Here is a 14,520-nt window from a genome sequence, read left to right as displayed (position 1 = left end):
TCAGACCAAAGCATCTTTACCCAAAGTTATAGCAGTAGTTCGTGTTAACAACATTGATCACTAATGATCCCCCCAACCCCCCGAACCTGCGCTATGCTTTATATGCAACTCTGAAACCCTTGTATAGCAGGGAGCTTCTGAGCAGGGAGAGGGGAAGCAGGGAGCTTCTGAGCTTCTGAGCTTCTGAGCAGGGAGAGGGGAAGCAGGGAGCAGCATTAGTAGGGTGTGTTAGGGCGAAGCCCGTAACGCACCGTTAGATGAGTAATGAGTAATGAGTAATGAGTAATGAGTAAGAAGGTAGCCTGTAGGTTGGGTTGAGGCACGAAACCCAACATCTTCCACTGATGAGGGAGAGGGGATTTCAGTAATGAGTAAGAAGGTAGCCTGTAGGTTGGGTTGAGGCACGAAACCCAACATCTTCCACCTGATGAGGGAGAGGGGATTTCAGTAAAATTACTTAAGTTGTGGATAAAATGTATATTACTATACATTAATTTCTTAGACAAAATCTCAAAAAGCACTAAATCACAAGTTACGTTTTTTGTCAAGTTTTTTGTTAAGAAAGATGTTTATAAAGGATAGCTTATTATATCAAGTCCGTTTAATTAGTTATCATTTAGGATATTGATGCAAATACTTAAAAACTCTCTTTCTCCCTGCCTCCTGCTCCCTGCCTCCTGCCTCGGTGCCTCCTGCCTCAAAAGGATAACCTCTGTACCTCACCAGTATGAGAATTGCTATAAGTACTGGCGCAAGTGATGTGAGGTACCGAAATATTTATATCTCAACCTCATATCAAAGCACTCCTAAAAAGTACAGAAATTGGCCAACAGGCGAGAATCAATTTTAAAGCGTTTAGCATTAATTCTTTAACTCATTACTTTAAGACTTCAAAGGTTATTACTTAGAGACTTCAAATCTCATTACTTCTTACTCATTACTCATTACTCATTACTCATTACTCAACTACAATCAGTAACATTAGGTAAAGATGCAAGATCTGAGTTAAAGACTCTTTGCAACAAAACCGATTTATTTCACTATCGAGGAATCTTATTATTTTGGAGTTTTTTAATATCCTCTAAGATGTCATCCATCGTTAAAGAATCTAACAACTGATGACGTTCTTTAGTGTAGTCTCCATTACCACAGTAAAACTGATGAAGAAACCTGACAGCATCTACATATCCCAAAGCTTCCACTAACACCTTAAATCCTTTTTGAGTTAACTCAACTGGGGTCATTTTCTTGTTCTCCTTTTATTTGATTAATTTTTATGAGCCATTTTACTGGATTATCTACAAGTATTTTTAAGTCATTTTGATAAGTAACCGTTTTTCGGATTAATCGGTCATCTAATGAGTAATGAGTAATGAGTCTTGAAGTCTTAACGTAATAAGTGTTGAAGTAATAAGTAATGAGTAAAAGAATTAATGCGATCGCCCTTAAAAATTGGTTGACACTCAAGACATATTCAGTATTTTTGTTCTCCTGATGCTTTTCTTAAACGAAAGAGAAATGAACTTTTTCCCTTTGCTTATGGGGCCATAGATGACCACAATAATTTAGTACATAAGTACTGGCGCGAGTGATGTGAGTTACCGAAATATTTATATCTCAACCTCATATCAAAGCACTCCTAAAAAAGTACAGAAATTGGCCAACAGGCGAGAATTAATTTTTAAGCGTTTAGCATTAATTCTTTTACTCATTACTCATTACTCAACCACAACCAGTAACATTAGGTAAAGATGCAAGATCTGAGTTAAGGATGTGAGAATCCTTTGCCGTGATTGGGATTAAACTATCTCTGAAGGTGTTTCGCCTGCTTCGACTATTGCGCCTATTTTGATTGATCAATACAATAATAATAGAGATGTATAAAGAATGGATGGCCGTTTTATGACCAAATCCCGATCAATTTCCCCCTACAGGCCAACACCTGATGCAGTTGTTTTAGCAACAAGGGCGTTAGAATCCTTTGGTGATGTGGTGGAAAATCCGCCCGAGACGATTACCGTTGAGGTCATTGATCCTCCTTTGAAAGATACCCAAATTACCATCCCAAGCGATATATTCTGCTTGATTGTAGATGTCTTAAATGCAGTAAGTCATGGTCAGGCCGTGACACTTTTGCCTCACGAAGTTGAACTGACAACTCAAGAAGCAGCAGATCTTCTCAATGTTTCCCGTCCTTACTTAGTTAAGCTTCTGGATGAAGGGATTATCCCCTCACGCAAGGTTGGTGTCTATCGCCGAGTCAAAGCACAGGATGTCATGCAGTACAAGCAGACAGAACAGCAAAGGCAAGAGGCAATCCTTGATGAGTTAGCTAAGGAGTCTCAAGACCTGGATTTAGGTTATTAGGGTAAGATACAAGATCTGATACTAAATCCGGTTTTCAAAGTGTACTTATTTTTCTATCTCCTCTAAAGGTTGAAAGCCTTTCTCTCCCAGCTTTTGAAGCTCCCTGCTTCTTTATAAATACCATATATAATCAAATGGTTATTATAAAAATAAATCGCCGGAAGGATAAAGGGCAAAAAAGAAACAGAGTAAAGAGTTACAAAACATCCTCGGCCACACACGCAATACGAAAACCAATATCGAAGTAGCGGAGGTTGCGCGAATTGAGGTTGCGGCCCGCCGAACGGCAATTCCGTGGAATGATGAACCAACTACCACCACGCAATACTATATACTTCATAGATTTTTGTCTATGAGCACTACCATCTCTTGGTGTATTTTCATAATTATCCTCATACTCATCCTCACACCATTCCCACACATTCCCGTGCATATCATGTAATCCAAATCCATTGGGAGGAAATAATCCTACTGGAGTAGTTTCTTGTCTATCTTCTCCTGTTTCTTCCTCGGCAAAGGTACTAGTCCCCTTATAATTAGCTAAATCGCTAGTTATCGTCTCTCCAAAGTGAAAAGGTTGATGATATTTTCGATTCCATTCTTTGATTGCCTCCTCTTCTTTCATGTTTCCTACTTCATAATTCTTGCTTCGACAAGCGTATTCCCATTGGGCTTCTGTTGGTAAACGATAATTTCTTTCAGTTAATTTTGATAATCTGGCACAAAATTCTACTGCTTCTGTCCAACTAATTTGTTCTACAGGTCTTTTCCATCTCGATATGCCTTTGTAATCTTCTTTAAACTCTGAAGGGTCTATTCTTTCTTCTAAATCAACATTCACTTTTAACTCTTTTCTGATGGCGATCGCTTTCCATTGTTCTTGAGTAATTGGATAACGTCCCATCAGAAAACTTTGAACTGTTACTAGATGTTGGGGTCTTTCGTCCTCTCTACTTCCTTTTTCTGTGGCTGGTGCGCCCATAATGAAGCTTCCTGTGGGGATTTTCACTAATTCTATATTTACATCGTTTCCTAATGGCTGTTGATAAATTGTAATTTGCTTTTTTTCTTTATGCTGAATAAGAATAGGCATTTTTTTAACACTAGAGAGGAGAGATAGAGAATTCTTCAGTTGTTCACCTACCAAACTCTCTACCTCAGTTTTCTTTTTGGATACCGTTACCAGCATCACTGGAATAGACTAGACTCTTAGATCACACTCTTAACAGATTCCCACCTGTCAACTCTGGCATGAAAGAGCCTTCTCGGCCACATACGCAATACGAAAACCAATATTGTTGTTGCGGTTGTCGCGCGTATTGTTGTTGCGGTTCGCCGAACGGCAATTTTGTGGATTGTTGATCCAACTACCACCACGCAGTCGAGTTCGTCTATCCCCTCTTCAGTCCCTGACAAATTCAAGGGAGTTGAATATCTGTTGCCTCAATCGCCATGTATCTCCATGTTCAAGATGAGCATTCCAGCTATTAAGGGAGTTTAAAACATCTCTTTTGCTAATTTTACCTGATGAAAAGTCTTTTTGCAGTTGTTTTATTCTTCTTCTGCCTCTATGGATGTTTTGATTTCTCACTCTGATTCTATTTTGGAAAATACGGAATCCCAAAAAGTTTGCACCTACCTGAGTTGAGAATAATTGACTTTTAATTGGATGAATTTTTAATCTTAGAGTTGCTAAGTAATTTTCAATCTCTAGTCTAGCAGCTTGAAGAAATTCTAGATTATCAGAAAAAAGAGCAAAATCATCTACATAACGCAGGTATTTTTTTACCTGGAGTGTTTCTTTAACAAAATGATCAAACCCCGACAGGTAAATATTCGCCATCCATTGACTGGTGAGATTGCCAATGGGTAGTCCATGCCGACGTTGTATGGGAGTTAGTAAATTATCCCCAACAAAATACTCAATTGGTGCTTCCTGTTCGTTACTATTATCAATGATTAAATCAATTAGCCACAAGGTGTCTTGACACTTTATTTTGCGACGCATCATTGCTTTGAGAATTTCATGGTCTATGTTAGGGAAATATTTCTTGATATCACACTGAAGTACGTAGGTACTAGAACGAGCAAATTCTGTAAAACGTTTTAAAGCTTTATGTGTGCCATATCCTTGGCGATTGGCATAACTATCTTTAATAAAGGTTTTTTCAAATATAGGAATAATAACATTACACAAAGCGTGATGAACAACTCTATCTCGATAGGGAGCAGCAGAAATTAAGCGACTTTTAGGGTCTCTCAAGTGAAAGGTACGATACTCTCCCGGTTGATAGGTTTTATCTTTCAGCTCTTTATGAAGCTTAAAAAGCTCATTAGCTAGATTATAGTTAAATTTTAAGACGTTATCTCGATATTTTTTACCCTTTTGAGCCTGTTTTGCTGAATGATAAAGGTTTTCAAAAGTTATGATTTTTGTCCAGAGATTTCCATCTGTAATGTGGCGAGGGGACTCCCGTTAGACCCGCTAGGGTTAGCGGGAGAGGAATCGCCACCAATTTTCTTAACGCCCGATAGGGCATCTTTATCAAAAAGCATAATTATAACCGTCATTTCTCTGAATATGAGTTAAATATTTTGGGTGGACATCAAACTTCTTCTCAGCACATTGTAGGACAAAACTAGGACGAAATCTAATCGCAATTCTGCCAACATAGTCCCCTTTAAATTTACCTTTAGGAATTGATGCTGAAACTAAATCCCCTGTTTGAAAACCTTGAAAGAATTTAGCACAAGGCGCATGACTTTTAGGGAAGCCAAATTTGTCAGGACGGCATCGTTGTCTTGTCCCGTGTCCCGTTGCTTTAATGAGTAAAGGTTGATTAGTTTTAAAGGTTAAATTATCAGGTACTTTTCCTACACAAGCGGCATCTTGCCAATGTGTTTTAGGCACTTTTAATCTCTTCCGATTGAACTTAGTTAAACCACCACTACCTGTCTCTAAAGGCAAACCTAAATCTTTTAAAGAATTAAAAAGTTTCCACCGAGTAGAGTTAACTGTTGCTGCATCTTTTAAGGGTGTTTTTGCTTGTTTTAAAATGTGATTAACTAAGTCATTTTTACCCTTAAGAAAGTCTTTAATCTCCTGGTTTCCTTTAGCTTGATTACAGTCGTGACAAGCTAAGGTTAAGTTTGATACTCGGTCACTTCCTCCTTTACTTTTGGGTTGAATGTGGTCAATTTCAAAGGGTTTATTTGTTGCTCCACAATATGTACAAGTGTGATTAAATTTAGTTAATAGATACTCCCTAACTTCCCAACCGTAAAGGGTTCCTTGTTGATATTCAACCCCACTTATTTCAGGGTTTTCTTGTTTTTGTAAATCAAATTTTACCAACTCAACTGCTAGAGAATTAATAGGGCAATATCTCATTAATTTGTTGACCCAAGTTAAGGTGGTGTATACCCTGTGTTGTAAGCTTGGGGGTAACCAACCTTCTTGACGTTTCCTATTTAGAAATCTCGGTTGACGATAGCGAGTTTTTCGACTTCTTCTACCTCTTCTTAATTGTCTTCTTGAAGTTAAAGCATCTTTTATTTGTTGACCCCGATGTTGTAATTCGGCTCCCCAAATTACTTGATTTTCTTGAACTAAAGCAATACCTGTAAATTGAGAACCTGGGTCTAATTTAAGAGTAATATTTTTAGGTTTTTCTATTACCTCCTCAAACAAAATAATAGTAAATGGATAGCGTCTAAACACTGCCGCTTTTCCTTCTTTTAACAACCGTCTTGCCAGTGCTGGATGAACAGGATTTAACGGTTTTTTGGTTGTATCTAACACAAAAACAAAGTTTGACATTTTTCTTAAATCTCCCAAAAATGGGGTAATGTTTGCTTCGTCAATGTTTCTAAAGTTTTTTACGCCAACAACACTTCCTTAACCCAGTTAGAGATGTTTAATTGTTAGCCAAAGGGCCTTAAACTAGCACGCATTCAAGGGTTTGATCGCTTTTGAAACGGGAGCCATCTAAGGGCTTAGACTGGTCAACTTAAGGGCTTTCACAAGCCCCCGTTATAACCCGTTAGGGTTTAACGGTGGGTCGTTGACAACGTTTCATATCAATTTTTCATTACTCTTTTACTTTGTTGTCTAATCCATCCGCCTAATTGTATACCTACTTCATTAACTAGTTGATTAACATATTCGTAACGTTTTAAAGAAATTAGCTCAAATTCTAAAAGTAGCTGAGTTTGATTGCGAATTATATCTAGCTTAACATTCAGCTTGTTGAGAATATTTAATTTATTGGTGACATACTTAGCTTCAATTAATCCTTCTAGGATTTCATATAGATGATTTATCATTCTATCCCCAAGGGTGAATTTATGGGTTTTAGGTAAACGCTCAATTATCGGTACATAGTATTTAAGTAAATCACGGCTTTTCTCAATTACAGATAGTTCTTTCATCGTTAACTAATCAATTAATATTTCTACACTTTATTTATTGTTACAAAACTTAATAATATAAGATTTTTGAAAAAATAGCGCGAGTCGCACAAAGTGCGACTTTCTCAAAGTACAAAAGACACAGAGAAAAGGGCAAAAGAGAAACAGAGTAAAGAATCAAGAAGTCTCCTCGGCCACATACGCAATACGAAAACCAATATCGTAGCTGCGGTAGTCGCGCGAAGCATTGATGTCGCGGTTCGCCGAACGGCAATATAGTGGCCCGAAGAGCCAACTACCACCACGCAGCACAATATATTTCATAGATTTTTGTCTATGAGCACTGCCATCTCTTGGTGTATTTTCATAATTATTTGCATACTCATCCTCACACCATTCCCACACATTCCCGTGCATATCATATAATCCAAACCCATTGGGAGGAAATAATCCTACTGGAGTAGTTTTTCCTCTATCTTCTCCTGTTTCTTCCTCGGCAAAGGTATAAGTTCCATCATAATTAGCTAAATCGCTAGTTATCGTCTCTCCAAAATGAAAAGGTTGATGATAGTTCTCATTCCACTCTGCTTGTGCTTCTTTTTCCTTCTTATTTCCCACTTGATACTTTTGACTTCTGCAAGCATATTCCCATTGAGCTTCACTAGGCAGTTTATAGGCTTTTCCCGTGAGTTTAAATAGCCTTTGACAAAATTCTACAGCCTCTTCCCAACTAACTTGTTCTACAGGTAAATTATCGCCTTTGAACCATGATGGATCTGAATCTAAATCTAAATTAACTTTCAGAGCAGTTTGAGAAGCGATCGCCCTCCACTGTGCTTGAGTGATAGGAGTTTGACTCATGTAAAAAGAGGGAACTTTAACCAGATGTTGAGGGCTTTCCTCTTTAAAATAATCATCTCCAAAGCGTTGAGAAAGTCTTTCTATTTCTTCATCTGGCGTTCCCATCCAGAACTCTCCTGGAGGAATATAAACCATCCGAATAGAGTTATTATCTTCTCCAGTTTCCACTTCATCTAAGATTTCCTCGTAATAGTAAACTTCAATCGGTCGAGTTTCAATAGTTTCACCTCGTTTATTGACAAATACTGTTTCAGAAGTAAATTCATGGAGTATTTTAACCGTTACTACTTCGATGGTTTCCTCATAAGTAATCCATTCTGTCTGAGGTGGTTTTGGAGAATTATATTGGGATTGTAAAAATTGTTGTAGGGTTTTTAATTTATTGCGAGGGGAATTAATAAATAAATCAGGATGTTGCTCTTCAATTTTACGATAGATGCGACCCATAGCCGAAGGAGATATCTTCAAGTCTTTTGAGATTTGAGTTATGGAGTTAGTACTATTTTCTTCGGCAAATATCCCTATTAACAATTGAGTTTCGATATTTGTCAAGTTGTACTGTTTAGCCATGTCTTCTAAAAAGATAATCCATTTACTCTTTCGGGATGTTTCTAGAAATAAATCATCCCAGGCCATTTGTTCACCACTAAGTTTATACTGTTCAGCTAATTCTTGATATTCTGAACCAAATTGACTGAATACTTCAGCAGAAATTAGAGCAAAAGCACGAATAAGAGAACTTCCTTGGTTTTGCCTAAATTTTTGAGGATTAATTAACAATCTAGCTTGAAATTCTCTGGTATTTAACCCAATTTTCTCAGCAATATAATCAGATAATGTAGCAATCACTTCAATGGCTCTAGTTTTACCTAATTTTTCGAGTAAAATTTTTCTAACTTTGCCCACAAATTCAAATTCCAGGGTATTGGGGTCTATATTAAAATCAAATACTTTCTTTGTCTTCAAAAGATTACTAAGAAGAACTTCTGCCACATCTGAGGGGATAGAATAGGGGATGAGTTGTTGCTGAATCAGACGAATAACTGATAAATTAATAGGAACTGCGGATAACTTTTTGATCAGTTCCCATGCACCATAAGAAGAGGTATTTTCAAAGAGTTTAATCGCTGTTTCTGGGTCTTTCTCAGGAGAAATGATATCTGATTGCTCTAATTGTCCAGAATTAGGTAAATTGGTTGGGGGGGAAATATTTAATAATCTGCCAGCACAAGCTGCTTGATAATTTCCGTTAACAACTTGTGACCATGCTGCCAAAGAATGAGGAGTTAAAGATAAAATAGGCAAAGGAAAATAATCTGATTCAATTTTTTCTTTGATATATTGTTCATATTGCTCTGAGGTTATGTTTGGTTGATTTTTGTTCTCTTCCTCACATTCAAGTTCAAGTTGAATTTGCAGTAAGTCAGGAATATTTTTAACAGACCACTGTTTTAGTGACTGACGAGGAGATTCATTTTGCAATTGTACCCGCCATCCTTGACTAAGGGCTGTTCTTTCCCATAATGATTCTGGAAACGGAGAAAGAAGTGTTACTAGTTGTTTTTCTCCCCATTCTTTTAAGACTTGATTGTAATTTCCTTGGTACCATGCTGGAGAGGTACAATCACTAAAGAATAAAATCAGTCTTTCACCTCTAGGATGATTTAAGTCTTTATAAAATAGGGTTTGAACTTGACTCCAAAGAGGCTTAATTTCAACTTGTTTTACTTTGTCATTCCATCCCATGCGATATAATTTAACATCTCTAAAAGCACCGAGTCTTTGCAGCCAATCTCGTACTTCCGTAGCCATTTCTTTCCAAAGTATCATTGATGCCCATTCTTCAATAATTAAGACAGCATCTAGAGAGCGAACTTTTTGAGGTTTATAATCAGGAATGATGGTTAGTCTACTTTTTTTGTTTTCTTTTTGATTCCCTAAACTATATTCAGCAGTATCTTTAACAGTTCTTTTGATATTCAGTTCTTCTTGTGTAGCTGAGTCAATTTTTTGAATCAAAGGTCGTGCTACTCTACTCAAAAGCAAGGTATTACGTAAAAAGGCAGTATCTGGTGCAGAAATTGGTAGGCTTTCTGTTTGAGTATCTTGTGTATCAGTTATATTTGCTTCAGTTTCCTTTTTATCCCCGTCTGGTGGTGATGATTGCTTGTTTGAGGGGAGAGTGATGGGGAGACCTTGAGGAACAAGTGTAGTTTTTTTAACTTCAGCATTAGTATCGTTAGATTTAGGATCAGTATCTGGAGAATCATCTGAAGGTGTTTCTGAGGAATCTTGCTGGTCCTGTTGTTTTTGTTGCCATAACCAGAGAATGTCAGCTATTTGATAACTATCCAAATCATATTCTTTTGTTTGGAAAGCATTAATTAACTGTTCTAGACTTTTTAAGGTGTTATTGGACATGTAGTAGAATGAGCGAAAATTTTCTGTTAACCGAGCAGTATTGCCTTGAGCCCCCCTTGGTAAGGGGGGTTGGGGGGATCTAATCGCCTTCTATATTTTTAGCATTTTTTCATCAATTTGATATTAGCAGGTTCTCCACCCTGGTTAATGATCCCCCCCTGACCCCCCTTACTAAGGGGGGCTTTATCAACATCTTTGTTTCTCCACCCTGGTTAATGATCCCCCCCTGACCCCCCCTTACTAAGGGGAGCTTTATCAACATCTTTCTTAACACAAAACTTGATAAAAACAGTAACTTGTGATTTTGTGCTTTTTGAGATTTTGTTTAATAAAATATAGAAAAATAAATGCTAAAAACGAGGTGACGACAAGCCACCTTGAGCCCCCCTTGGTAAGGGGGGAAGGGGGGATCTAATCTAGGGCAATCGCCTTACTAAGGGGGGTTGGGAGGATCTAATCTAGGGCAATCGCCTTACTAAGGGGGGTTGGGAGGATCTAATCGCCTTCTATATTTTTAGCATTTTTTCATCAATTTGATATTAGCAGGTTCTCCACCCTGGTTAATGATCCCCCCCTTCCCCCCCTTACTAAGGGGGGCTTTATAAACATCTTTCTTAACATAAAACTTGACAAAAGCCGCTACTTGTGATTTAGTGCTTTTTGAGATTTTGTCTAAGAAATTAATGTATAGTAATATACATTTTATCCACAACTTAAGTAATTTTACTTAAAACCCCTCTCCCTGCTCCCTGCTCCCTGCTCCCTGCTATACAAGGATTTCAGAGTTCCTTATAAAGGATAGCTTACTAAGGGGGGCTTTATCAACATCTTTGTTTCTCCACCCTGGTTGTAGTGTTCCGCTCATTAGATAAATGATCCCCCCCTGACCCCCCTTACTAAGGGGGGCTTTATCAACATCTTTCTTAACACAAAACTTGATAAAAACAGTAACTTGTGATTTTGTGCTTTTTGAGATTTTGTTTAATAAAATATAGAAAAATAAATGCTAAAAACGAGGTGACGACAAGCCACCTTGAGCCCCCCTTGGTAAGGGGGGTTGGGGGGATCTGAGATTTTGTTTAAGAAAATAATGTATAAAAAAATACATTATTTAGGAAATTAAGTAATTTTACTTAAAAATTTTCTCCCTGCTCCCTGCTCCCTGCTCCCTGCTTTCTATCGAGAAATATTACTTGTCTCCTGTTTCTGTTAATGGAGTAAAAAGAAGTTTTTGCAAAGATTCCTTTTCTGCTTCAGTTGGGTTATTATCTCTTCCCAAGATAATAAAAACTGCATTTAGTAATTGATCTGTTGCTATTTCTTTTTTATTAGTGTCTCTTATTTCCATAAATTTATCAATCAACTTCAAAATTTCTTCGCTGAGACTCTCGTTTTTATCCAATTCAAAATGGGCTTTGACTATTTTTGCTAATTGTTCTTTCCTTGGCGGTTTCATCTCTAGAGATAAGCAGCGACGCTTAAAAGGAAGGGGAAAATCTCGTTCACCATTACTGGTCATAATAATAATAGGAAATTGGCGACAAACAATTTCACCTCTTACAACGGGTTCCCATTCTCCGTCATCAGTTTGTATCTCTACAGTTGCATTAGCATTTCTCTTAACTAATCTTGATAATTCAGGAATTTCAAACTTTCCTTCTTCAAATAAGTTTAATAAATCATTAGGTAAATCTATATCACTTTTATCAATCTCATCAATTAATAAAACCCGAGGTTGATCCCTCGGACACATAGCTGTACCCAATGGTCCTAAACGAATATAATGACCAATATCTGGCTTATTTTCCTCTAATTGTGAATCTTGTAGACGGGCGATCGCATCATAATAGTAGAGTCCATCTTGTAGGGTAGTACGGGTATTAATTGGCCAAACTAAAGGTTTACCTAGTTGAAGTTCTTCTGCGATCGCATAAGCTAAAGAAGTTTTGCCTGTACCAGGTTTTCCAGTAACTAGAATAGGACGACGTAAATAAATCCCTGCATTAACCGTCTCAATAATTCTTTGTCCTTGTTTATCTTGGTCATCAATAACAAAGGACTTTCCCCGTTGATCACTTTGTGTATCTTGGTCTTGAGAAAATCGTCGCCAGGGGGGAATATCTGGCCACTTGGTCACGGAATGAGGTTCAGTATTATTACCTTTGAAAATTCGCCATTGACTCATAAATAGTAATTCCTATATAAATATATAAAGTTTATGATATAGCAAGCTTGCAAATAGATGTTTACAGTTATGATGAAAAGCCCCCCTTGGTAAGGGGGGAAGGGGGGATCTGTAAATCTAAATAGTTAACACGAACTACTGCTATAATCTACCGAAATTAGGAGATGTTACCTTAGTAAAAGGAGGAATCAGATTAGGATCTTCCCACAGTAATGATAGATGATGTCCCAAATCATTGGAGTCATGATCAATAACAGAGGAGGCTTGACTTCTTCTATGTTTAATCACTTCAAAGAGTTTTTCTCCCATCCCCCCACATTTACGAACTAAGTTATTAATTTCTTGGCGATGAGTTTGACAATTTTGATAGCAACGCGACCAAAGGGCGATTGGAATTCCCCCTTTAATAAGTTTTGGCCAGAGAGTATTCAATTGTTCAATATCTGAGGTACATATATTTACCCAGACAATTGAGTTGTCGTTAAAATACCTATTAGGATCTTGTAGATACTCATTAATCAAATTCTCATTTATTATCTGAAAATTTTGATGAATCTGCTTCCATTTACTTTCCCATTTCTCCTTAAAGTTTCGTAGGATGTAGGAACTCTCTTCTATTCTGTCAAGAGAACGAACATGGAGGGAAAAATCAAAGCGGATTTGAGTACAGTCTTCTTCTAATTCATATTCCCAACAATCAAAATTAACAGAAAGTAAATTGTTGGGAACAAAACACTGAATAGTAAGATAACTATCTGGATTTATCATTTCACTACATTTTTTTATTAATCTTCCCAAAAGTGGCTTTAACAAATCACAAGAAACATATTGTTGATATTTTTCACCTTTTTGTTCTTGTTGTTCAATTTCGTAAGATTCAATAACCTTATTTAAAGATTCATAGTGCTTTTGTTCCTGAGGAGGATAGTTCGATGAATTTACAAAAAATGCACTCTCTATTCTATATTGAGGATTATTTTTGATTAGTGAATTATCACTTTGTTTAATTTTGACAATTAGATATGAGTTTTGATGATCACATGGTTTTATTTCAGAAATAGAATTTGAATTATTAGATTCTTCTTTCTCAATTTCATTTAACTTAAATATTTGAAGTATTTGTTCTGTCTTTTGCGTCTCTTTATAACAATAGCGTTCAATATTTGCATAAAGGTTTTTCTTATTTATTTTTATATTTGTTTCATAAATTTGATTCAGATAATCTGTGATAATCGGAAAAACGTTCTTAGACATCGTTCTGCTGATATTAGTTGAATTACAACCAGATAACTTTGCTATTTCAGCATAAGTCTTATCTTGATAAATTCCTTTGACTATTTCTCTTTGTTTATTATCAAGAGGCTTCTTTTGACGACTCATAATCCGATCAATTAATTCTAAAAAGGCTTCTTCTGTTATTGACTTACCTGTATAATTACCTCTGTTATAACTCTGTCCAGTTATCTGTCTTAAAACTTTCTCTACTTTGTCTAAGCCTATCCCACCTGGTGCTTTAGCTAATTCTAACAATGCGATCGCTCTTTCGGTTTGAGATGTATTTTCGCCTGCTAAAAGCTCTTTAGGCACTTCAGAAATAAAAATTAACTTATTAAACTGTGTAGTAGTTAATTTCTCCAGATTTTCTAAAAGTTCCTGCTTAGTCATCACTCACCTTTCTAGCCAAGCGCTTAATGAAGGTAGGAATTACCTGAAGTTTAGTCTGTTCCTGTTGATAGCAATATTTCTCTAACATTTCAAACTCACTTTCTGGGGGTTGTAGGGTTAAAGTTTTAATTGGTTCATGTATAACTTTTTTGGGCATGAAATTCAATGTAGCTCGTATATCTATTATTCATCATCATTATTGACTATGTTGTACATCAACTATGACTTCTTTTTGAGGATTCTGCATCGAGCCCAAATTGATGAATTACAAAAAGCTATTAATAGTCTTTGCAGTTGTTGGGCTTACCTTTATCCTAAGCAATAATAACATTTTTACTCTGTCTATAGAAGTGAGCGTTGTAGTGTTCCGCTCATTAAATACATGATCCCCCCAAACCCCCCTTAATAAGCTATGCTTTATAAACATCTTTCTTAATACAATACTTGACAAAATTCGCAACTTGTGCATTAGTGCTTTTTAAGATTTTGTCTAAGAAATTAATGTATAATAATATACATTTTATTGGCTACTTGAGTAATTTTACTGAAATCCCCTCTCCCCCTCTCCCTCATCAGTAAATTTTGGCAAAGGTGGAAGATGTTGGGTTTCG

The 14,520-nt window shown here is 36.7% G+C and carries 12 protein-coding genes; 1 reads left to right on the top strand and 11 read right to left on the bottom strand.

Annotation, left to right across the window (positions count from 1 at the left end):
• Positions 1-1,040 precede the first annotated feature (1,040 nt).
• Positions 1,041-1,244, bottom strand: coding sequence for a hypothetical protein (locus MW688_RS03465; RefSeq protein WP_486734524.1), 204 nt, complete (start codon positions 1,242-1,244; stop codon positions 1,041-1,043).
• A gap of 643 nt (positions 1,245-1,887) precedes the next feature.
• Here MW688_RS03465 and MW688_RS03460 point away from each other — a divergent pair.
• Complete coding sequence (locus MW688_RS03460) at positions 1,888-2,367, top strand: helix-turn-helix domain-containing protein (RefSeq protein WP_486734523.1); 480 nt, start codon at positions 1,888-1,890, stop codon at positions 2,365-2,367.
• Between the two features lie 196 nt (positions 2,368-2,563).
• Here the strand turns inward: MW688_RS03460 and MW688_RS03455 are convergent, their stop codons facing one another.
• From MW688_RS03455 to MW688_RS03410, 10 genes are all read right to left on the bottom strand, one after another.
• Positions 2,564-3,556, bottom strand: a complete 993-nt coding sequence (locus tag MW688_RS03455; protein WP_486734522.1) for a formylglycine-generating enzyme family protein — start codon at positions 3,554-3,556, stop codon at positions 2,564-2,566.
• 51 nt (positions 3,557-3,607) lie between these two features.
• Positions 3,608-3,748, bottom strand: coding sequence for an SUMF1/EgtB/PvdO family nonheme iron enzyme (locus tag MW688_RS03450; protein WP_486734536.1), 141 nt, complete (start codon positions 3,746-3,748; stop codon positions 3,608-3,610).
• Positions 3,749-3,769: 21 nt separating this feature from the next.
• Complete coding sequence (locus tag MW688_RS03445) at positions 3,770-4,630, bottom strand: RNA-directed DNA polymerase (protein ID WP_486734521.1); 861 nt, start codon at positions 4,628-4,630, stop codon at positions 3,770-3,772.
• 161 nt (positions 4,631-4,791) lie between these two features.
• Complete coding sequence (locus tag MW688_RS03440; RefSeq protein ID WP_486734520.1) at positions 4,792-4,923, bottom strand: hypothetical protein; 132 nt, start codon at positions 4,921-4,923, stop codon at positions 4,792-4,794.
• Positions 4,913-6,187: an RNA-guided endonuclease IscB gene (iscB, locus tag MW688_RS03435; RefSeq protein WP_486734519.1), complete on the bottom strand. Its 1,275-nt coding sequence runs from the start codon at positions 6,185-6,187 to the stop codon at positions 4,913-4,915. Before iscB ends, MW688_RS03440 begins: the two co-directional genes overlap by 11 nt.
• A gap of 260 nt (positions 6,188-6,447) precedes the next feature.
• On the bottom strand, positions 6,448-6,798 hold the full coding sequence (avd, locus tag MW688_RS03430; protein WP_486734518.1) for a diversity-generating retroelement protein Avd: 351 nt from the start codon (positions 6,796-6,798) through the stop codon (positions 6,448-6,450).
• A gap of 156 nt (positions 6,799-6,954) precedes the next feature.
• Entirely contained in the window at positions 6,955-10,059 is a 3,105-nt protein-coding gene (locus MW688_RS03425; RefSeq protein WP_486734517.1) for an SAV_2336 N-terminal domain-related protein, read from the bottom strand.
• A 1,189-nt stretch (positions 10,060-11,248) separates the two neighbouring features.
• On the bottom strand, positions 11,249-12,244 hold the full coding sequence (locus MW688_RS03420) for an AAA family ATPase (RefSeq protein WP_486734515.1): 996 nt from the start codon (positions 12,242-12,244) through the stop codon (positions 11,249-11,251).
• Between the two features lie 141 nt (positions 12,245-12,385).
• Entirely contained in the window at positions 12,386-13,909 is a 1,524-nt protein-coding gene (locus MW688_RS03415; protein WP_486734514.1) for a VMAP-C domain-containing protein, read from the bottom strand.
• A complete protein-coding gene (locus tag MW688_RS03410; protein WP_486734513.1) occupies positions 13,902-14,066 on the bottom strand; it encodes a hypothetical protein in 165 nt (54 codons plus the stop codon). The genes MW688_RS03415 and MW688_RS03410 overlap by 8 nt, the downstream gene beginning before the upstream one ends.
• Between the last annotated feature and the right edge of the window lie 454 nt (positions 14,067-14,520).

This window comes from Johannesbaptistia floridana (assembly GCF_057440575.1).
The sequence above is the reverse complement of the archived record's forward strand: the minus strand, read 5'-3'. Positions and strand labels throughout refer to the sequence as shown.